The sequence below is a fragment of the Aeromonas sp. QDB11 genome, assembly GCF_027705265.1.
Classification (GTDB): domain Bacteria; phylum Pseudomonadota; class Gammaproteobacteria; order Enterobacterales; family Aeromonadaceae; genus Aeromonas; species Aeromonas allosaccharophila.
Map to the genome: position 1 here is coordinate 1 of NZ_JAPDBM010000052.1, position 20,431 is coordinate 20,431.

Sequence of the window (20,431 nt, forward strand, 5' to 3'; positions counted from 1 at the left end):
GAAACGGTCTAAATAGGCTGATTCAAGGCATTTACGGGAGAAAAAATCGGCTCAAACATGAAGAAATGAAATGACTGAGTCAGCCGAGAAGAATTTCCCCGCTTATTCGCACCTTCCCTAGTAAAGTTTGTGGGGAAAAAACATTACTCTGTCCCTCGTAGAATTGAAGACTATCCAAGAGTAATGGTGGATTTAATAAATGACATTCAAACGCTGAAAAATACAATTATAAAAGACAAGCAAACATCAACAAGACTAGAGAGAAAAGAACTTACTTTAACAAAGTTTGGCGCAGACTTTATCAGGACAGTTTGCCGAAATGAATGCTAATAAAATATTCAACATGAAATAATGGCGCCTCTCAACCTTCAAGGTGAATAATGAGCAGAGTAATATTAAAAGGATTTATTATCGTCCCCCCCAACGATTTGGCTGCGGTCAAGGATGAACTTGATAACCATATCCAGTTAACCCGATCTGAAACCGGCTGTCTGATCTTTAAGGTGAACCAAGATCCTCTCAATCCCTGCCGCTTCGATGTCTACGAAGATTTTGTTGATGAGGCGGCTTTTCAAGCGCATCAGGCCAGAGTCAAATCTTCCCGCTGGGGAGATATAACCGTCAATGTCGAGCGCTTTTATACAGTGACAGAAAGTACGGTAACCGGCATGACGGCGACACAGATTACATAAATCACAGCCTTGCCGTTTTGGCCAAGGTGGCGAACCGGGTGGCGCGCAGCACTCTTCCTCCTCTCGCTACCGCGAATGCCGATTACGCTGCGCTCATCGAGCCTACGTTACTTCCACTCTTTGTTATTAAGGCCACTATGATCCGCCCATTATTAACAGCCGATCTGGATGCCGCCGTCGAGCTCTGGTATCAGGCATCGGCGCAAGCCCACGACTTTATTCCCGCCGCTTTTTGGCTCGAGCAACGGGCGGCGATGAGGGATATTTACCTGCCCGCCAGCAAGAGCTGGGTCTATGAGGAGGATGGTCAGCTGCTGGGCTTTATCTCCTGGTATCAGGGGTCTGTCGCCGCACTGTTTATCTCCCCTGGCTATCAGTCACACGGGCTGGGTCGCCGACTGCTCGATCACCTCAAGGCACACTATGACCGGCTCGAGTTGACGGTCTACGCCGAGAATAAGCAGGCGCGGCGCTTCTATTGCCGCAACGGTTTCAAAGAGGGTGAGCAGCAGTTGTGCGCGCATAGCGGCCGCCCCGAGCTGGTGATGCATTGGCAACGGGGATAAGCGGAGCGCCCATAGCGATGGCGAGCGCTCTTTACCTGTTTTTTGGCTGCCTTGAATGCCATGGCGGCATTCTCTACAATGACCCACTTTTTATTCATTTCGGGTTATATCGATGAGCGATACCAGCACCAAACCGGCTCTGCCGGATCACCTCTCCTGCAATCCCCGCAGCCCTCACTATGTGGCTGCCTGCTTCGAGCACCCGATCGGTATTCGCCTGAACGGCAAAGAGCGCACCGATGTCGAGGAGTACTGCATCAGCGAAGGTTGGGTGAAGATCCCCTCCCCCAAGGCGCTGGATCGCCGTGGTCAGCCCATCCTGATCAAGCTCAAGGGCACCGTTGAAGCTTTCTACAGCTAAACCGCGCACTGCAGTTTGATAAACAACAAGGCCACCCTCGCGGTGGCCTCGTTGTTTCCGGCATTGCTGCTGGCATCTGCGCTCGCAGAGCGGCAAGCACCAGCACGCATCTCTCGCCGGGCGGCCCTTATACCCCCAACCGGTCGCGCAGGGTATACCAGGCGGCGCCCGCGGCGGTGAAGGGGATACGGAACAGCCGACCACCCGGGAAAGGGTAGTGCGGCAGTTTGGCAAAGGCATCGAAGCGCTCCGCCTGACCGCTCAGCACCTCGGAGAGCAGCTTGCCCGCCAGATGGGTGCAGGTGACGCCGTGGCCGCTGTAGCCCTGCATGTAGTAGATGTTGGGGCCGATGCGACCAAATTGCGGCAGCCGCGACAGGGTGAGCAGGAAGTTGCCGGTCCAGGTGTACTCCACCTTGACCCCCGCCAGTTGCGGGAAAGTTTTCAGCATCTTGGGGATGATCAGCCGCTCGATATCCGCCGGATCCCGCGCGCCATAGACCACGCCGCCGCCATAGAGCAGCCGGTGATCGCCGGAGGTGCGGTAGTAGTCGAGCAGGTAGTTGCAATCCTCCAGACAGTAGTTTTGCGGCAACAGTGAACGGGCCCGCTCCTCCCCCAGCACTTCGGTGGCGATCACTTGCGTGCCGCAGGGCATGCTCTTGCCCGCCAGCTCGGGTACCAAATTGCCGAGGTAGGCGTTGCCCGCCACCACCACAAAGCGCGCCTTCACCGCCCCCTTGGCGGTCTTGATCAGTGCCGGCTGCCCCGGGGTGATGCTGGTGACGGCGGACTGCTCGAAGATCTGCCCCCCCTGCATGCGGATCGCTTCGGCCTCCCCCAACGCCAGATTGAGGGGATGAATGTGGCCGCCGCTCTTGTCGAGCAGGGCGCCGACGTAGCGATCGCTCGCGACCACCTCGCGCACCCCCTTGGCATCGAGCAGCTCCAGCTGGTCGTTGCCCCACTTCTGCCAGCGGGCGTATTGGGATTTGAGCTCGTGCAGCTGCTTCTCGGTCTCGGCGGCAAAGACGCCCCCCTCCTGCAGATCGCACTGGATGTTGTAGCGCTTGATCCGCTCGCGGATAATCTGGCCCCCCTCAAACAACATGGAACCGAGCAGCCTGGCCTGATCCGGCGGGCAGTTCGCTTCTATGGTGTCGATGTCGCGGCTGTAGGAGTTGACGATCTGGCCGCCGTTGCGGCCGCTGGCGCCAAAGCCGACCCGGGCCGCCTCCAGCACCACCACCTTGTAGCCCTTCTCCACCAGATGCAGGGCGCTGGAGAGGCCGGTATAACCTGCCCCGATGACGCAGACGTCACACTCCAGCTGCTCGGTCAATGTCGGGTAGGGCGCGTGTTTATTGGCGCTGGCTGCGTAGTAACTGTTTACATGTTCGGTCATGATCCCTGTTTCCTTACCGGTTCGGTTGCCAAACTACTGCCTGGATTAAAAACTGGCCGGGGTGTGGGCGCTGACGATGCGACAGGTCTCCCCCGACGGATTGCTGAAGCTGTGGGGCTCGCCGGTGTCGATCACATAGCTGTCGCCCGCCTCCAGCTGATAACTCTGGCCCGCCACCGTCAGGATCACCGACCCCTCCAGCACAGTGCCGACCTCTTCCCCCTGATGGGTCACCTGACCTCCGGTGTCGGTGCCGGGGGGATAGGTCTCCAGCATAAAGCCGAGCTGGCGACGGTTGTTGCCGTTGTGCACCAGCTTGAGGGAGACCCCCTGACTGCCCAGCTCGATCAGCTGATCAGCCTTGATCACCACCTCCGGAGTGCGGCTCTCCTCCTCGGCGAAGAAGCGCGACAGCGGCAGGCCGTAGATGGTGAGCAGCTTTTGCAGGGAAGCGACCGAGGGGCTCACCTTGTCCTGCTCGATCATGCAGATGGCGCCGTGGGTCAGGCCGCTCAGCTCGGCCGCTCGCCGCTGGGAGAGCCCCAGCTGATGGCGCACCGCCGCCAATCGTTCCCCCATGGTGTGCGCCCCAGCGTCTGCCGCACCCAGCCCACGGGCCACGCTCTCCCTGCTCTGTGGCCCGCTCATGGCAAGCCCCCTCTTGCTGCGCTATCTCTGCATCCTTGCATCATCAGCCTCCCCTGCTCGCGCGTGATCGCCTCGGATCACGCGTGGCCTGTTTACCCTACTGGTTAAAATAGCCGACCAGCTTTCCCTTGCCGTTCACTATGTTACACAGCGCAACCGTTCATTATTTTGCACACCTGATTTACCGTCTCCCGGTCGCTTGCCCACTTGCAGCCAGCAAGCGAACGGGGAAAAACGCGCTACACAGCCCATTTTCTAGCATGACGCCCCCCGGCAATTCAAATATATTTAACACTTGAAAAACATTTCAGCTCAAATTATGGTCTTCCTGTGCTTATTATTTTATACGGCAGCGGCGCAGGAAGGGTCGGCTCACTCCGGCAACCAGCTGCTCTGACCCACACTCGAGGCTTCTCATGTCAGGAACAACATCTCACTCCAGCTTGATCACATCCCGCGCCTATATAGATGGACAGTGGTGCCATGCCGCCAGCGGCCGCACCTTCGAGGTCACCAACCCCGCCAGCGGCGCCGTCATTACCCAGGTGCCCGACATGGATGCCGAGGATACCCGCCGCGCCATCGCGGCGGCCCACGCGGCGCAACCCGCCTGGGCCGCGCTGACCGCCAAAGAGCGCAGCAACAAGCTCTACGCCTGGTTTGCCGCCATCACCGCCCACAGCGACGAGCTGGCCCGCATCATGACCTGCGAGCAGGGCAAGCCGCTGGCGGAAGCCAAGGGCGAGGTGGCCTACGGCGCCAGCTTTATCCAGTGGTTCGCCGAGGAGGGCAAACGCGCCTATGGCCGCACCATCCCGGGCTTTAGCGGTGATCGCCGGCTGGCCACCATCAAGCAGCCGGTCGGGGTCGTCGCCGCCATCACCCCGTGGAACTTCCCGATTGCCATGATCACCCGCAAGGCGGGCCCGGCGCTGGCCGCCGGTTGCACCATCGTCATCAAGCCCGCCGCCGAGACCCCGCTCTGCGCGCTGGCACTGGCGCTGCTTGCCGAGCAGGCAGGGATCCCCGCCGGGGTCATCAACATCGTCACCAGCCATCAGGCGAGCGCGGTGGGCAACGAGCTGTGCAACAACCCGACTGTGCGCAAGCTCTCCTTCACCGGCTCCACCCGCATCGGCAAGCTGCTGATGCGCCAGTGCGCCGACACAATGAAAAAGCTGTCGCTGGAGCTGGGTGGCAACGCCCCCTTTATCGTCTTTGACGACGCCGACCTCGATGCCGCGGTGGCCGGGGCGCTCGCCTCCAAATACCGCAACGCCGGGCAGACCTGCGTCTGCGCCAACCGCATTCTGGTGCAGGCCAGCGTCTACGACGCCTTTGCCGAGAAACTGACCGCTGCCGTCAGTGCCTTCAAGGTGGGGGATGGCATGGCAGAGGGCACCCAGATTGGCCCGCTGATCAACCCCGCCGCCGCCAGCAAGGTGGCCGAACTGGTGCAGCAATCGGTCGCCGCCGGTGCCGAGCTGCTGCTGGGGGGCGAAGCCCATCCCGCCGGCCCCCTCTTCTACCAACCCACCATTTTGGGCAAGGTGGCTAAAACCAACCCCATCCTGCAGGAGGAGATCTTCGGCCCGGTCGCGCCGCTGGTGCGCTTCGAGACCGAAGCCGAGGCCATCGCCATTGCCAACGACACCCCCTACGGGCTCGCCGCCTACTTCTATGGCCGCGACATCGCCCGGGTGTGGCGGGTGGCCGAGCAGCTGGAATACGGCATGGTCGGCATCAACGAGGGGATCATCTCAACCGAGCTGGCCCCCTTTGGTGGCATCAAGGAGTCGGGTCTGGGCCGGGAAGGGGCCGCCGAGGGGCTGGAGGAGTATCTGGAGACCAAATACCTCTGCTTTGGCGCCATTCGCTAGGGCAGCAGAGAGCCAAGGCATCCCATTCACAGATGCCTTGGCCACTCAATCCATCGCTTTGATAGATAGATGCAGCAGCTCACCCTAGGCGGCAGGGGGCTAAATGTGGCCCACTGTTCACCTCAAGAGGGCTGCTGCAGAGCAAACCACAGGCTGCCGATCTGCACCGATCGGCGGCAATGGGCGCCAGATCGCCCGCCACATGTTCAGGGAATATCGGGGCTGCGGCCCCTCAGGGAGGAAAGATGAGTCAGTCAGAATCAAACAAGGCGTGGCAAGCGCGCCGCGAAGCGGCCGTGGTCAACGGCGTCGGCACCCTGCTGCCGGTCTTTATCGACCGGGCGCAAAATGCCGAGCTGTGGGATGTGGAGGGCAACCGCTATATCGACTTTGCCTCCGGCATCGCCGTGCTCAACACCGGCCACAACCACCCCAAAGTGTTGGCGGCAGTGCGTGAACAGCTGGAAAAATTCAGCCACACCTGCTTCCAGGTCACCCCCTATCCCGGCTATATCGAGCTGGCAGAAAAGCTCAACGCCCTGGTGCCCGGCCCGACGCCGAAGCGCACCCTGTTTCTCTCCACTGGCGCCGAGGCGGTCGAGAACGCCATCAAGATTGCCCGTGCCCACACCGGCCGTAGCGGCACCATCGCCTTCAAGGGGGGCTTTCACGGCCGCACCATGATGGGGATGGCGCTCACCGGCAAAGTGGTGCCCTACAAGACCGGCTTTGGCCCCTTCCCGGGGGAGGTCTACCACATCCCCTTCCCCGCCGACTATCTCGGGGTGAGTGAAGAGGATGCCCTGCACGCCCTCGACCTCTGCTTCAGCGCCGATATCGAGCCGAGTCGCGTGGCCGCCATCATCATCGAACCGGTGCAGGGTGAAGGGGGCTTCTATCCCGCCTCCCCGAGCTTTATGCAAAAACTGCGCAGCGTCTGCGACCAGCACGGCATTCTGCTGATTTGCGACGAGATCCAGAGCGGTTTCTGCCGCACCGGCAAGACCTTCGCCACCGAGTATTCGGGGGTTGAACCCGACATCATGACCCTGGCCAAGAGTCTGGCGGGGGGCTTCCCCCTCTCCGCCGTGGTGGGCAAGGCGGAGATCATGAACTCGGCCAAGCCGGGCGGCCTGGGTGGCACCTATGCGGGATCCCCCATCGCCTGCGCCGCGGCACTGGCGGTATTGCAGGTGATCGATGAGGAAAAACTCAACCAGAAAGCGCTGGATCAGGGCGAGCAGATCAAGGCAGGGCTGGAACGCATAGCCGAGCGTTTTGACTGCATAGGTCAAATTCGCGGCCCCGGTGCCATGGTGGCCATGGAGCTGGTGAAACAGCGCGATGCCAGCCAGCCCGATCCCGACCTCACCAAACGACTGGTGGCCGAGGCGGGCAAGCGCGGTCTGGTCCTGCTCTCATGCGGGGTGCGCGCAAATGTCATCCGTTTTCTCGCCCCCCTGACTGCCCCTGCGGCAGTGATTGACGAGGGGCTGCAACTCCTTGAAAAATCACTGGAGGCCGTGCTGGCCTGACCAGCAGGAAAGTGACCGCTCACCTGTGCAAATAAATGCAATTTTGCCCCCTTTTTTTCTTGTCAAGGGGGCCCTGCAAATGCACAATGCGCCGCCACTGAAAGAACCGATGTAAAACAATGGCATCGGTTCTTTTTTAACCAGTGAACAAACCCATAAACGAGGCCGGATCACCCCCGGAAAAGATAGCGAGATTGGCAGCAATCTCCCGACACCACATTCTGTGAGGAACAACATGGGGCATCTCAATGCTTTCCAACCGGCCATGGCCGGTGTGCGCCGCCCTGGCGCCCTTGATTCCCGGGCCTCTCTCCCGGTTTCGTTGATGGACCGTGCCACTCTGGCACTGCATGAGGAACATGCATAATGGCGGCCCAACAGGTTGGTCTGAAAAAGACCCTCAAGCTGTGGCAAGTCGTGGTTATGGGACTGGCGTACCTCACCCCCATGGCGGTGTTCGACACCTTCGGCATCGTCACCGAGATCACCGAAGGCCATGTGCCGACCGCCTACCTGTTTGCCCTGATCGGCATGCTGTTCACTGCCCTGAGCTACGGCCATCTGGTGCGCAAGTTCCCGTCAGCCGGCTCCGCCTATACCTATGCCCAAAAGGTGTTTCACCCCTATGTCGGCTTTATGGTGGGCTGGACCTCCCTGCTCGACTACATGTTCATGCCGATGATCAACATGCTGCTGGCCAAGATCTATCTGGGCGCCCTGTTCCCTGAGGTAGAGCCCTGGACCTATATCTTCGGTCTGGCGGTGGTGATGACCGCCCTCAACCTGCGCGGCATCAAGCTGGTGGCCAACTTCAACAGCCTGATTGTGGTGATGCAGTTCAGCATCATCGCCATCTTCATCGGACTGATCGCCTGGGGCGTTCACAACGGTGAGGGGCTGGGCACCGTGGCGAGCAGCCGTCCCTTCTTCTCCGGGCAGATCCAGGTGTCGCCGCTGCTGATGGGGGCCTCCATCCTCTGTCTGTCGTTCCTCGGCTTTGACGCCATCAGTACCCTGTCGGAAGAGACCCCGGACGCGGATCGGGTGATCCCCCGCGCCATCGTGCTGACGGCGCTGATCGGCGGCGTGCTGTTTGTCACCACCTCCTACTTCCTGCAGCTCTACTTCCCGGACATCTCTCGCTTCCAGCATCCGGATGCGGTACTGCCGGAGATCGCCCTCTATGTCGGCGGCAAGCTGTTCCAGGCGGTGGTACTGGTCTGCACTACTGTGGCAGTGCTGGCCTCGGGGCTCGCCTCCCACGCCGGTGTATCGCGCCTGCTCTACGTGATGGGTCGTGATCGCGCCCTGCCCGCCCGCTTCTTCGGTTACATCCATCCGAAGTGGCAGACTCCGGCGTTCAACGTGTTGCTGGTCGGCCTGCTGGCCCTCTCTGCGGTGTCGCTGGATCTGGAGATGGCGCTGGCGCTGATCAACTTCGGCGCTCTGGTGGCCTTCACCTTCGTCAATCTGGCGGTGATTGCCCACTTCTATGTGAAGCTCGGTCGCAACAAGTGTCTCAAGGATCACCTGATGTATCTGCTGCTGCCGCTCTGTGGCGCCGCCTGCATCGGGGTACTGTGGCTCAACCTCGAGCCCTCCTCCTTCGAGCTGGGGCTGATCTGGGCGGCGCTGGGGGCCATCTACCTGTTCCTGCGCCTCACCGTATTCCGCATCCCGCTGCATACTGCCGACAAGGTGGAGATCGCCCAGTAATCGCTGGCACCCTCCTCCGATAAACAACCAAGGAGCCTGCGGGCTCCTTGTTGTTTCTGCGGTGCGCGGGTTTCCCGAAGTGCAGTTTTTGCGAGAAGTGTGACTGATTTCAAATAACTACCCACCCGCATAGTTCGCCATGCCACGGCCGTGGCCAAACTGCGCCATGAGCATAGTCATTAAAGTGAATGGATATGCAGGCAATATTTCCCTCCACGTCCCCCTCTATCTCACCCGTCAGCCGATAACATGGCATGACCCGCTCACGGGCAGGCCATGGCAAATATGATCAGGATCAATGTTGAGGCTTTATGCACCCTGCAGCGCAGATTTGCCGTTTTTTCATACGCAACGGAAGGGGACGTTTACCCCCCCGAAAAAGGGGGGGAGGCCCGGGACGAGCCGCAGGGGGCGAGTGACCACTTACCTGCCACCCGGTTATGCAAAAAAAATGCGGTTTTTCGGCCATTATTGCTTGTCAAGGGGGCTGACCGAATGCACAATACGCCGCCAATAAAGGACCGATGTTCACTGCGACATCGGTTTTTCTATTTTGAAGTGCAGTACAAACCCACCACAAGAGGCCGGAACGTTTCCGGAAGTGATATTCGAGATTGCCAAACAATCTCCCGACGTTGAGAGGATAACAATGGGGCGTTTTAATGCTTTCCTGCCGGTACAGCCCGGTATGCGCCTCCCCGGCGCCCTTGATGTACAGGCTTGCGAATCCATCGTATCCCTGCGCTCGTTGCAAGCACGTGCTGCGGCACTGATTGAGGAGAAAGCGTAATGGCATCGCAAAACGCCAAGCTGCTCAAGACCCTTACCCTGACACAAGTGATTGTGATGGGTCTGGCCTATCTGACCCCCATGGCTGTCTTCGACACCTTCGCCATCGTCGGTGACATCACCGAAGGCCGGGTCGCCACCGCCTATCTGCTGGCTCTGGGTGGCATCCTGCTCACCGCCTTCAGCTACGGTCATCTGGTACGCAAGTTCCCCTCTGCGGGCTCCGCCTATACCTATGCCCAGAAGGTGTTCAACCCCTACGTCGGTTTCATGGTCGGCTGGTCATCCCTGCTCGACTACATGTTCATGCCGATGATCAACATCCTCCTGGCCAAGATCTACCTGACCGCCATGTTCCCGGGCGTCGAGCCCTGGGTGTTCATCTTCGGTCTGGTGACCGTGATGACCTTCCTGAACCTGCGCGGCATCAATCTGGTGGCCAACTTCAACGGTCTGATCGTGGTGATCCAGCTCGCCATCATCACCCTCTTTATCGGCCTGATGGCGTGGGGCATCTACCACGGTGAAGGCGCGGGCACCCTGATGAGCAGCCGTCCGTTCCACTTCGACTCTGCCCAGATGGTGCCGCTCTTTACCGGTGCGACCATCCTCTGCTTCTCGTTCCTCGGCTTTGACGGTCTGAGCTCCCTCTCCGAAGAGACTCCAAACGCCGGCAAGGTGATCCCCAAGGCGATCGTGCTGACGGCCCTCATCGGTGGCGTCATCTTCGTGGTGGTCTCTTACTGCCTGCAGCTCTACTTCCCGAGCCTCTCCCGCTTCCAGCATCCGGATGCGGTACTGCCGGAGATCGCGCTCTACGTTGGCGGCACCTTCTTCCAGTCCGTGGTACTGGTCTGCACCACCGTTGCAGTGCTGGCCTCCGGCATGGCGGCTCACGCCGGTGTCTCGCGCATCCTCTACGTGATGGGACGTGACCGGATGATCCCGGAGCGGGTGTTTGGCTACATCCACCCGAAATACCGCACCCCGGCCATCAACGTGCTGATGGTGGGCGGTCTGGCCCTCTCCGCCGTGTCGTTTGATCTGGATACCGCGCTGGCGCTGGTCAACTTCGGGGCGCTGGTGGCGTTCAGCTTCGTCAACCTGTCGGTGATCGGTCAGTTCTGGGTGCGCGAGAAGCGCAACAAGACCCTCAAGGATCACCTCATCTACCTGTTGATGCCGCTGCTCGGCGCCGCCACCATCGGTGCCCTGTGGATCAACCTGGAGCAGAGCTCGCTGGAGCTGGGCCTGATCTGGGCTGGCCTCGGCGTGACCTATCTGTTCCTGCGTCTGGCGGTGTTCCGTATCCCGTTCCGTCAGTACGAGGAAGCGGCTGACGCCTGATCCTCTGCGGATAACGGATACACAGAAGGGGAGCCATGGCTCCCCTTCTGCTATTTCACCGGCGCTATATCGCCGATTGTCGATGACCCGCTGGCGGCCCTTGCCGCCGCCCCCCGGCAGCAAGCCGGAAGGCTGACTCATCAACCGTTATTGATCACCGCGGTCGCAGCCGCCTTAAGCGGATCATTGGCCACCGCTTTGACATCCTTGTGGGCTTTTTTCAGCTGATCTTCAGCCTTGTCGGCCTTGCGCTGGGTCGCGTTGACATCATCGCGGACGCCCTGCACGCTGTCGCTCGCCTTGTCGCGCAGATCGGCGGTGCCATTTTTCAGCTCGTCCTTCGCCTTCTCTTTCTGCTGACGCATCAGCATCTCGGTATCACAACGACCCTTGACCCCGACGGAGGCACCCATCGCCTCGTTCTTCAGCGCCTTGTCCAGATTGCACTCCGGCTGCAGCACTGACTTGGCCTGCACACCGACTGACAACAACCCGAGGGAAAGAGAGATAACCCATGCTCGCATCACGCTTATTACTCCACGACTCAAAAGAAACGCCGCAGCATAGCGTCCCGCCCGAGGATCACAAGCCTTATTGTGTCGATAGTCACCTGGCCGCCAGATTATCGGCCTGATCCGTCACCTCTTGTCGAACCGGCCCCGAAAAACCGCAGTCATCAAACCATCACAAAAGTGTCACTTTGTCATATTTCTGTCATTTACCACTGATTAAATGCGCGGGTCATCAACTACCCAAGACGGAACGACCGTCCCAAGAGGCTTTATGCAACACCATCACTCCTTGTCACAGCCGCCCGCGACCCGCGCCCTGTTCAACTGGATGAGTGTCATCGTACTGGTCTACCTGATCCTGGTCGCCGTGGCCGCCATCTCCCACGGCTTCAAAGATTTCTCCGGCGGCGCCGAGGGTGCAGCCCGGATCTTCGCCTTTGCCAACAACCCCTTTGTCGCCCTGCTGCTCGGCATTCTCGCTACCGCGCTGGTGCAATCCTCCAGCACCGTCACCTCGGTGATCGTCGGTCTGGTGGCGGGCGGCCTGCCCATCGGCATGGCCATCCCCATGGTAATGGGGGCCAACCTCGGCACCACCATCACCAACACCATCGTCTCCATGGGTCATATCCGTGACAGATCCGAGTTCCGCCGCGCCTTCGCCGCCGCCACCGTGCACGACTTCTTCAACCTGCTGGCGGTGTTTATCTTCCTGCCGCTGGAGCTGATGTTCGGCCTGCTGCAACACAGCGCCGAGTGGCTGGCCAACCTGCTGGTGGGCTCCGCCGACATGTCGATGAAGGGCATGGATTTCATGAAGCCGCTGACCGCACCGGCCCAGCAGCTGATCGATAGCGCCGTCGCCTTCCTGCCGGGCAAGGGTGCCGCCATCGCCACCATCGTCATCGGTATCCTGCTGATCCTCGCCTGCGTCACCTGGCTCGGCAAAGTGCTGCAACAGGTACTGGTCGGCCGCGCCAAAGAGCTGCTGCACAAGGCGCTGAGCCGTGGCCCGCTGACCGGCATCACCTCGGGTGCATTGGTGACCATCATGGTGCAGTCCTCCTCCACCACCACCAGCCTGATGATCCCGCTGGCCGGTGGCGGCGTGTTCAGCACTCGTCAGCTCTACCCCTTCACCCTGGGGGCAAATATCGGCACCACCATCACCGCCCTGCTCGCTGCCACCGCCATCAGCGGAGCCGGTGCCCAGCTGGCCATGACCATTGCGCTGGTCCACGTGCTGTTCAACGTCTTCGCCGTGGTGCTCATCTATGGCATCCCCTTGCTGCGTGACCTGCCGGTGCGCGCCGCAGAGGGGCTGGCCCGGGTAGGCAGCGAGAACAAGCTGCTGGCACTGGGTTATGTGGCGGGTCTCTTCTTCGCCCTGCCCGCCCTGATGATGGTGGCCGCCAAGTAAGCGCCGCCGCCATGACAAGGGGCGAGTCACCGACTCGCCCCTTTTTGCGTCTACGTCGCCGGGCTTTGCCTGCCCGCTCACATCCTCCCGCCCTGTGGCTCGCCATCAGGAGCGGTGCGCGATAAGATGGCGCCCTCATTGCACTTTTTACATTTCATGGAACAGGAAAAACCGATGAAATTCATACTGATCGCGCTGCTCATTGCCGGTGTGGCCTACTACTTCTACTCCAGCAGCAACAGCAAAAAACAGGCTGTTGAGAACGTGCGGATTGGCGCCGAGTTCCTCGCCAGCAACAAGGAGAAGCCGCTGGTGACCACTACCGCCTCCGGCCTGCAGTACGAAGTGCTGACCCCGGGCACCGGCACCGTTCATCCCACCGCCACCAGCAAGGTGAAGGTGCACTACGAGGGCAAGCTGCTGGACGGTACCGTCTTTGACAGCTCGGTCGCTCGTGGCGAGCCCATCGAGTTTGGTCTCAATCAGGTGATCGCTGGCTGGACCGAAGGGGTACAGCTGATGGTGGAAGGTGAGAAGACCCGTTTCTACATCCCCGCCAACCTCGCCTACGGCGACCGCGCCGCGGGCAAAATCCCGCCGGGATCGGTGCTGATCTTCGACGTAGAGTTGTTGGGTATCCAGTAACCGCGCAGAACGCCCCTGTGGCAATATCCCACTAAGCCTTCGTGCTGATTTTTGATGTGGAGCTGCCGGGCATTCAGTAACAGCGCGTGGCTCATTTCAAAACAGCCTGACTAAACCTGAAAGGGCCGACAAATCACTTGTCGGCCCTCTCTTTTTGCAGCCTTCCTTGCCCCCATCCCTTTCTGCATAACGGCCACCCGCCCATCTGTTGCCCACAAAAAAACCGCCCGAAGGCGGTTTTTACGATGGGATGGCAGAGGCCAAACAGGCGCAAGTCCGGTTAGATGGACTGCTCCTCGCCACCCAGGGCGGCAAACAGCGCCGGGATAAACTGGGCCAGCTCGGAGGTGACCAGCGCGAAGTCGGCATCCAGACGGGCGGCCGGATCTTCGCTGGTGACGTCGTCGTTCTGTTCGCGCAGCTCTTCGCTGAATTTCAGGCGCTTGATGGAGAGATCATCCCCCAGCACGAAGCTGACAGTCTCGCCCCAGTTGAGGGCCAGCTTGGTCACCAGCTTGTCGTTGGCCAAGTGGTTTTTGATCTCGTCGGTCATCAGATCCTGCTGTTTGCAGCGGATGATGCCGCCGTGCTCCATGGCACTGCGCAGCTCGGCTTCGTCTTCCAGAGTGAAGGAAGCGGGCAGATTGCCCTCGTTCAACCACTCGGTCATGGTGATCTCGGGCGGGTTCTTGAGGGCCACCGGCACCACCGGCAGGGAGCCGATGGATTTGCGCAACAGCGCCAGCAGATCGTCCGCCTTCTTGGCAGAACCTGCGTCCACCACCATTAAATTGTCGGCCGGATTGATCCAGGCGAAGGTCTGGCTGGTACGACTAAAGGCACGGGGCAGCAGGGTGTGGAGGATCTCCTCTTTCAGCGCTTCCTTCTCTTTCTTCTTGAGGGCGCGTCCCTGTTCGAACTCGATCGCTTCTACCTTCTCGGCCAGCATCTCCTTGACCACGCTACCGGGCAGCATCTTCTCCTCTTTGCGGGCGCAAATGAGGATGTGGCCGGAGGCAGAGTGGGTCAGGGTTGAGCCGAATTTGCCAAGGGGCTTGACCCACCCGAAACGGGAGATGTCCTGACTGCCGCAAGGGGTGAAGGCACAGGCTTCCAGCTGGGTTTCCAGCTGATCCACGGTCAGGTCAAAGGGGCGGGTAAAGCGATAAATCTGCAGGTTTTTAAACCACATGGCGTCCTCGGTCTCTAGATTGTCCGGCGGGCATTGTACTAGAGAGGCGCTTTGTGATCAGCCAATCATTCTCGCTAAATAAAGGGCGATCGACCTCACAGGGTCTCATTTATAACACCTGAGCCCTTGCCAAGTTCCCCTAGACTGCGAGAGTGCCAGTTGTTAACAAGGATGAAATTATGTTACGGCCAAGTCGCCCGGAAGACATGGAAGAGGTCGTTGAAATCTGGCTGCTGGCCTCCCTGCAGGCCCACGATTTCGTCGATGCCTCCTGCTGGTGGCAGGCCCAGGAGGATCTGCGTACCCGCTATCTCGATCGCGCCGCCATCTGGGTGTTCGAGGAGCGCGGCGATCTGCTCGGTTTTATGGCGCTGGTAGATAACTATCTCGCCGCCCTGTTCGTGCGCCCCGACCGTCAGGGCCGCGGCGTCGGCCACGCCCTGCTGCAGGAGGCCAAGCGTCAGGGTGCGTCGCTCCATGCCAGAGTCTTCGTGGAAAACTCCCAGGCAGTGCGCTTCTACCGCCGCCACGGCTTCGTTATTGAGGCCGAGGAGTCCGATCCCCTCACCGGCCACCCCCAATACCGGATGTGCTGCGAACCAGCCTGAATCGATGCCAGCCCCCTGTTTTACTTGAAAAAAGCACGGGGCATCCTCATCTTGTCCTCATCGGGTGCCACAGGCACCGTCCCTGCAACCGGGCTGCTTTCCAATGAAAATCCTCCATACCGCCGACTGGCACCTTGGCCATCAACTCCATGGTCATGACCGCCGTTTTGAACACGATGCCTTCCTAGATTGGCTGAGCGACACCCTCAAGGCGCGCGAGATCGACGCCCTGTTGGTGGCGGGCGATCTGTTTGATACCGCCAATCCTCCCGCCAGCGCCTGGCAACAGCTCTACCGCTTTCTGGCCAGACTGCGCGCCGAAATGCCCCGCCTCAACATGGTGCTGATCGGCGGCAACCACGATTCCCCCTCCAAGCTCGATGCTCCCCACGAGCTGCTGCGGGCCTTTGACCTGCATCTGGTGGGCAGCATCAGCCGCGACAGTGAGGGCAAGCTCGAGACCGACCGCCTGCTGGTGCCGCTGCAAAACCGGGAAGGCAAAATCGCCGCCTGGTGCGCCGCCGTGCCGTTCCTGCGCAGCAGCGATCTGCGGGTGGAGCAGTTGGCAGAGGGGCAGGACAGGCTGATCGAAGGGGTACGCCAAATCTACGCCGAGGTACTGGCCGAAGGGCGCGCCCGCTGCGGGGAGGAGCTTCCGCTCATCGCCATGGGCCACGCCTATCTGGCGGCAGGCCAGCTCTCGGAGCTGTCGGAGCGGCGGGTGCTCGGTGGCAACCAGCACGCCTTGCCTGCCGATCTCTTTGCCGCGGCTGACTACACAGCGCTCGGTCACCTCCATCTGGCCCAGAGCCCGGCCGAGGGGGTGCACTACAGCGGATCGCCGCTGCCGCTTTCGCTGGCCGAGGCCAACTACAACCATCAGGTGCTGGAAGTGACCTTTGCGGAGGGCAAACTGGCCGGGTTGGAGCGGATCCCGGTGCCCCGCGCAGTGGAGATGATCCGCCTGCCCCAGAGCACCCTCGACGACGCGCTGAACGCCATCGCATCGCTCGAGCTGCCTGCTTGTCCACAAGAGGCTCAGCCCTTCCTCGAAGTGCGGCTGCTGCTGCCCAAGCCCGAGGCCCGCATTCGCGAGCGCATTCTGGCGGCTATCGCAGACAAGCCGGTGCGTCTGGCCCGCATCAGCACCCAGTATCAGGGCTCGGGGGAAGGGCTGGCCGATGGTCGCGAGCGACGCAGGCTCGATGAGCTCTCCCCCACCGAGGTGTTTCGTCTCTGCTATCAGCGCCAGTTTGAAGGGGAGCCCGAAGCACAACTGGTCGCCTCGTTTGAAGAGATCCTGGAGCAGGTGAAGGAGTCTAACCAATGAAAATCTTGTCTCTGTCAGGTGAGAATCTGGCCAGTCTGACCGGCCCCTTCACCATCGACTTTACTAGGGGGGCGCTCGGCGCCGCCGGTCTGTTTGCCATCACCGGCAATACCGGCGCAGGCAAGAGCACCCTGCTCGACGCCATTTGTCTCGCCCTCTACGACGAGATGCCGCGCTTTATCGCCAATCGCAAGAATGTGGCCGAAGTAGGCCGCATGGATGACGAAGAGAAGCTCAAGGCCAACGACGTGCGCGGCATCCTCAGTCGCGGCCACGCCAGCGGCTTTGCCGACGTGCAGTTTCGCGGCTGCGATGGCCGGATCTGGTTGGCCCGCTGGGCGGTGCGCCGGGCGCGAAACCGCTCGGAGGGACGTTTTCAGGCGCAGGAGCGAACCCTGACCGATGTGGAGTCCGGGCAGGTTTTCTCCGGCAGCAAGCGGGAGCTGCAGGATCGCATCGATGAGCTGGTGGGCCTCTCCTGGGAGCAGTTCCGCCGCGCGGTGATCCTGCCGCAGGGGGAGTTTGCCGCCTTCCTCAAATCGGACGCCAACGAGCGCTCCGCCCTGCTCGAACGGATGACCGGCACCGAGCTCTACTCCGCCATTTCCATCCAGACCTATGAGCGGGCGCGGGAAGAGCAGCAGAAGCTGGCCACCATCTCCCAGCGCCTCGGCGACGTGGCGCTGATGGACGATGCGACCCGCGAACAGTGGGTGAACCAGCAGATAAGCCTCTCCACCACCCTCAAGCACGAGCAGCAACAGCAGCAGCTGATGCAGGACTTGCGCGATCTCAACAGCCGCATTGCCGCCCAGCTGCAGGGCTGCGCCGAGGGGCAAGCGGCGCTCGATGCCGCCCTGCAGGCCCACGGCGCCGCGGCCCCCGAGCGCGAGGAGTTTGCCCGCGCCGAGCAGGCGCAAGTGGCCCGCGCCGATCACGACGAGCTGGCCCGCCTCACTCTGGAAGTGCAGCAGCAGGAGAAGGTGATCGCCGAGCTGGGCCCAGAGCTGGCCAAGCTCGAGGAGCAGACCCAGCAGAGCGCCCTCACCGAACAGCAGCTGCTGGCAGAGAAGATCGCCGCCGAGCGCGAATGGGGCGCCCTGCAACCCGAACTCAAGCGGGCGCAGGAGCTCGATACCCGCATCCGGGAAAAAGTGCAGCAGTTGCAGAAGATCCAGCAGGAGGGGGCGCAGGAACGAGACGTGCAGCTCACCCTCGAGCAGGGTTGGCGCGAGCAGAGCCGACAGGTAGAACTGCTCAAGCAGCAGCACCAGCAGTGGGGCCTTTGGCTTGAAGAGCACAAGGAGCTGGCCCCGGTGGCCCGCCAGTGGCAGCCCCTGCTCACCGCCATGCAGGATTGGGCCGAGGATGCCGACAAGCTGCAACAGCTGCTCACCCTGCGAGATCACAAGCTGCGCGCCCTGCAGCAGTTGCAACGCCAGCTGGAGCAAGGTCAGCAGGAGCGCGACTACTGGCAACAGGAGCAGGCGCGGCTACAACAGCAACAGCACGAGTTGCAGGAGCAACAGTGGGAGAACCGCCTCGCCAAGGCGCAGGAGCAGTGGCAACAGCAGACCGAGCAACTGGGTCAACTGCGCCAGCTGCTGGAACTGGCCGACTATGGCCGCAACCACGGCGAACAGCATGATCGCCTGCAGCAGGAGATTGCCCAGCTGGAGCAGGCGCTGAGCAAACTCGCCACCCTCGGCGAAGAGCTGGCGCCGGCCCGCGAGCGGCTCGCCCTGCAGCGGGATGAGGCGCGCAACGCGCTGGAGCAGTCCCGCGCCATCGCCAGCTTCGAGCAGTATCGCCATATTCTGAGCGATGGCTCCCCCTGCCCGCTGTGCGGTTCCGAGGAGCATCCCTACAGCCAGAGCCAGCCGCAGGTGGCGGGCATTCTGGGTCAGCTGGCGGAGCGGGCCCGCAGTCTGGAGCTCGAATGGGAGCGACTCAACCATCAATACATTCAGTGCGAGAGCGAGCGTCAGGAGCTGGCTCGCCAGCTGGCGGTGCGCCAGCAACACCTGCCGGAGCTGGATGCACGCGCCGAGCAGCTGACTCAGCGCTGGCAACAGCTGGGGGGCGATACCCTGCTCGGTCATCCGCTGCCGCTGCGCCAGAGCCCGATTGAGTGGAACGAACTGATGAGCACCCTGCTTGGCCGTGGCCAGGCGCTGGAGCTGGGGTTGGCCCAGAGCCAGCAGCTGCTGCGTCAGGCCCAGCTCGGTCAGCAACAGTTGCAAGGGGTGCGTCAGCAACTGAGCCAGCTGGCGGCCCAACACCAGCAGTTTGACCAGCAGTGGCAGGAGGCCGACCGCCAGCGCATCGCGCTGGAAGGAGAGGTAAGGGGGATGGGCGAGCAGGAAGCGACCCTGCGCCAGCGCCTCGAACAGGGTGCCCAGCGCCTCGACGAACAGATGGGCGGCCAACCGTGGCGCCAGTGGCTCGGCAGCCAGCAGTGGCACGAGTGGCAGCGGGCCTGCGAAGCCTGGCTGCACGGCCAGAGTGAGTGGGAGCGGCTGGCCAGCGAGATCGCCAGCCTGACCCCGGCCCTGAGCGCACAGGAGGCGCGCCTGCAGACCCAGCGCGAGCTGCTGCACAAGCTGGAGCGGGACTACAAGGAGCACGAACAGCAGCGGCAGGGGCTGCTCACCAGCCGAGCCGCCTGTCTGAATGGCGAGGAGATCCCGCTTGTCGAGAGCCGCTGGCAGCAGCGGCTGCAACAGCTCGCCAGCGAACTGGAACTGATGCAAAACGGCGCCCGTGCTCTGCGGGAGCGGCAGACCGAACTCAAGACCCGCCTCACCCATGTGGAGCAGGAAAAGCAGACCAGCAGCCGCCGCAAGCGGGAGGTGCTGGGACGCTGGGCAGCCCACGCCAGCAACCTCGGCATCGCCGAGTATGACCTGCGCCGCCTGCTCGCCATCACCCCCGATGAGCTCAAGGCTCGGCGCACAGCCCTGCAAGGGCTGGAAGATGCCCTTGGCGAGGCGCGTACCCGTCTTGCCGAGCGGCAACGGGCGCTGGCGCTGGAGGAGAGCAAGCGGGATCGCTATCGGGAGCATCACCCCGAGCTGGCCGCCCTGCCGGATGCAGCGCTGAGCGAGCAGCTGGCTGCGCTCGATGCTCGCTGCCGCGCCCTTGAAGAGCAGCTGTTCGAGTGCAAGAGCAAGCTGGCACAGGCCGAAGCCGCAGCCCTCAAGGCGGGCAGCCTGCAACAGGAGCTGGCCGCCCAGCAGGCCGTGGCCGACCACTGGCAGCAGCTGTGCGATCTGATTGGGCAAGCCAACGGCGCCAAGTTCCGCACCTTCGCCCAGAGCCTCACCCTCGAACGCTTGCTGCTGGAGGCCAACGCCCAGCTCGCCGAGCTGTCGCCGCGCTACCGGCTGGAGCGGGTGCCCGGCACCGATCTGGCGCTGCAGGTGGTGGATCTCGACATGGGGGACGAGGTGCGCTCGGTGGACTCCCTCTCCGGCGGCGAGAGCTTCCTGGTGTCGCTGGCACTGGCGCTGGCCCTCTCCAGCCTCTCGTCACGGCAGACCCAGGTCGAGTCGCTGTTTATCGACGAGGGGTTCGGCACCCTCGATCCGGACAGCCTGGATCTGGCGCTCGCCAGCCTCGACTCCCTGCAAGCAGCCGGTCGCCAGATTGGGGTCATCTCCCACGTCCAGACCCTGGTAGAGCGGATTGGCGTGCAGATCAGGGTTGAAGCCCTCGGCGGCGGCGAGAGCCGGGTGCTGGTCCCCTGAGTCCCATCGGTTCAATCAGCAGCACCATCGGCTCAA

17 protein-coding genes are annotated in these 20,431 nt (G+C 61.7%); 13 read left to right on the forward strand and 4 right to left on the reverse strand.

Annotation, left to right across the window (positions count from 1 at the left end):
* Nucleotides 1-380 precede the first annotated feature (380 nt).
* From OKC40_RS16235 to OKC40_RS16245, 3 genes are all read left to right on the forward strand, one after another.
* Nucleotides 381-692: a putative quinol monooxygenase gene (locus tag OKC40_RS16235; RefSeq protein WP_201933783.1), complete on the forward strand. Its 312-nt coding sequence runs from the start codon at nucleotides 381-383 to the stop codon at nucleotides 690-692.
* Nucleotides 693-829: 137 nt separating this feature from the next.
* On the forward strand, nucleotides 830-1,258 hold the full coding sequence (locus OKC40_RS16240; protein WP_201933786.1) for an N-acetyltransferase: 429 nt from the start codon (nucleotides 830-832) through the stop codon (nucleotides 1,256-1,258).
* Nucleotides 1,259-1,370: 112 nt separating this feature from the next.
* Complete coding sequence (locus OKC40_RS16245) at nucleotides 1,371-1,619, forward strand: DUF3297 family protein (protein WP_005338226.1); 249 nt, start codon at nucleotides 1,371-1,373, stop codon at nucleotides 1,617-1,619.
* Nucleotides 1,620-1,746: 127 nt separating this feature from the next.
* On the opposite strand, the gene OKC40_RS16250 is transcribed toward OKC40_RS16245, so the two are convergent.
* Nucleotides 1,747-3,024 (reverse strand): NAD(P)/FAD-dependent oxidoreductase, encoded by a 1,278-nt coding sequence (locus OKC40_RS16250; RefSeq protein ID WP_201933789.1) that lies wholly within the window; start codon nucleotides 3,022-3,024, stop codon nucleotides 1,747-1,749.
* A gap of 45 nt (nucleotides 3,025-3,069) precedes the next feature.
* A complete protein-coding gene (gene puuR / locus OKC40_RS16255; RefSeq protein WP_201933790.1) occupies nucleotides 3,070-3,672 on the reverse strand; it encodes an HTH-type transcriptional regulator PuuR in 603 nt (200 codons plus the stop codon).
* A 416-nt stretch (nucleotides 3,673-4,088) separates the two neighbouring features.
* Between puuR and OKC40_RS16260 the strand changes: the two genes are divergently transcribed.
* From OKC40_RS16260 to OKC40_RS16280, 5 genes are all read left to right on the forward strand, one after another.
* Complete coding sequence (locus OKC40_RS16260; protein WP_201933791.1) at nucleotides 4,089-5,552, forward strand: NAD-dependent succinate-semialdehyde dehydrogenase; 1,464 nt, start codon at nucleotides 4,089-4,091, stop codon at nucleotides 5,550-5,552.
* Between the two features lie 245 nt (nucleotides 5,553-5,797).
* Nucleotides 5,798-7,087 (forward strand): 4-aminobutyrate--2-oxoglutarate transaminase, encoded by a 1,290-nt coding sequence (gabT, locus tag OKC40_RS16265; protein WP_201933792.1) that lies wholly within the window; start codon nucleotides 5,798-5,800, stop codon nucleotides 7,085-7,087.
* Nucleotides 7,088-7,453: 366 nt separating this feature from the next.
* Complete coding sequence (locus tag OKC40_RS16270) at nucleotides 7,454-8,803, forward strand: APC family permease (RefSeq protein WP_182970647.1); 1,350 nt, start codon at nucleotides 7,454-7,456, stop codon at nucleotides 8,801-8,803.
* 649 nt (nucleotides 8,804-9,452) lie between these two features.
* Nucleotides 9,453-9,593 (forward strand): hypothetical protein, encoded by a 141-nt coding sequence (locus tag OKC40_RS16275; protein WP_005338239.1) that lies wholly within the window; start codon nucleotides 9,453-9,455, stop codon nucleotides 9,591-9,593.
* Entirely contained in the window at nucleotides 9,593-10,939 is a 1,347-nt protein-coding gene (locus OKC40_RS16280; RefSeq protein WP_042063535.1) for an APC family permease, read from the forward strand. The genes OKC40_RS16275 and OKC40_RS16280 overlap by 1 nt, the downstream gene beginning before the upstream one ends.
* A gap of 140 nt (nucleotides 10,940-11,079) precedes the next feature.
* Here OKC40_RS16280 and OKC40_RS16285 read toward each other — a convergent pair whose 3' ends face one another.
* Nucleotides 11,080-11,463, reverse strand: a complete 384-nt coding sequence (locus OKC40_RS16285) for a hypothetical protein (protein WP_182970646.1) — start codon at nucleotides 11,461-11,463, stop codon at nucleotides 11,080-11,082.
* Nucleotides 11,464-11,722: 259 nt separating this feature from the next.
* Here OKC40_RS16285 and OKC40_RS16290 point away from each other — a divergent pair, with 259 nt between their 5' ends.
* Entirely contained in the window at nucleotides 11,723-12,871 is a 1,149-nt protein-coding gene (locus OKC40_RS16290; protein WP_270795971.1) for a Na/Pi cotransporter family protein, read from the forward strand.
* Nucleotides 12,872-13,045: 174 nt separating this feature from the next.
* Entirely contained in the window at nucleotides 13,046-13,516 is a 471-nt protein-coding gene (locus OKC40_RS16295) for an FKBP-type peptidyl-prolyl cis-trans isomerase (protein ID WP_182970645.1), read from the forward strand.
* A gap of 280 nt (nucleotides 13,517-13,796) precedes the next feature.
* On the opposite strand, the gene rdgC is transcribed toward OKC40_RS16295, so the two are convergent.
* Nucleotides 13,797-14,708 (reverse strand): recombination-associated protein RdgC, encoded by a 912-nt coding sequence (rdgC, locus tag OKC40_RS16300; RefSeq protein WP_058054337.1) that lies wholly within the window; start codon nucleotides 14,706-14,708, stop codon nucleotides 13,797-13,799.
* A 179-nt stretch (nucleotides 14,709-14,887) separates the two neighbouring features.
* Between rdgC and OKC40_RS16305 the strand changes: the two genes are divergently transcribed.
* From OKC40_RS16305 to OKC40_RS16315, 3 genes are all read left to right on the forward strand, one after another.
* Nucleotides 14,888-15,316 carry a GNAT family N-acetyltransferase gene (locus OKC40_RS16305; RefSeq protein ID WP_270795973.1) on the forward strand — a complete coding sequence of 143 codons (429 nt, stop codon included), beginning with the start codon at nucleotides 14,888-14,890 and terminating at the stop codon, nucleotides 15,314-15,316.
* Between the two features lie 103 nt (nucleotides 15,317-15,419).
* Nucleotides 15,420-16,646 (forward strand): exonuclease SbcCD subunit D C-terminal domain-containing protein, encoded by a 1,227-nt coding sequence (locus OKC40_RS16310; RefSeq protein WP_270795974.1) that lies wholly within the window; start codon nucleotides 15,420-15,422, stop codon nucleotides 16,644-16,646.
* On the forward strand, nucleotides 16,643-20,395 hold the full coding sequence (locus OKC40_RS16315; RefSeq protein ID WP_270795976.1) for an AAA family ATPase: 3,753 nt from the start codon (nucleotides 16,643-16,645) through the stop codon (nucleotides 20,393-20,395). The genes OKC40_RS16310 and OKC40_RS16315 overlap by 4 nt, the downstream gene beginning before the upstream one ends.
* Nucleotides 20,396-20,431: the final 36 nt, after the last annotated feature.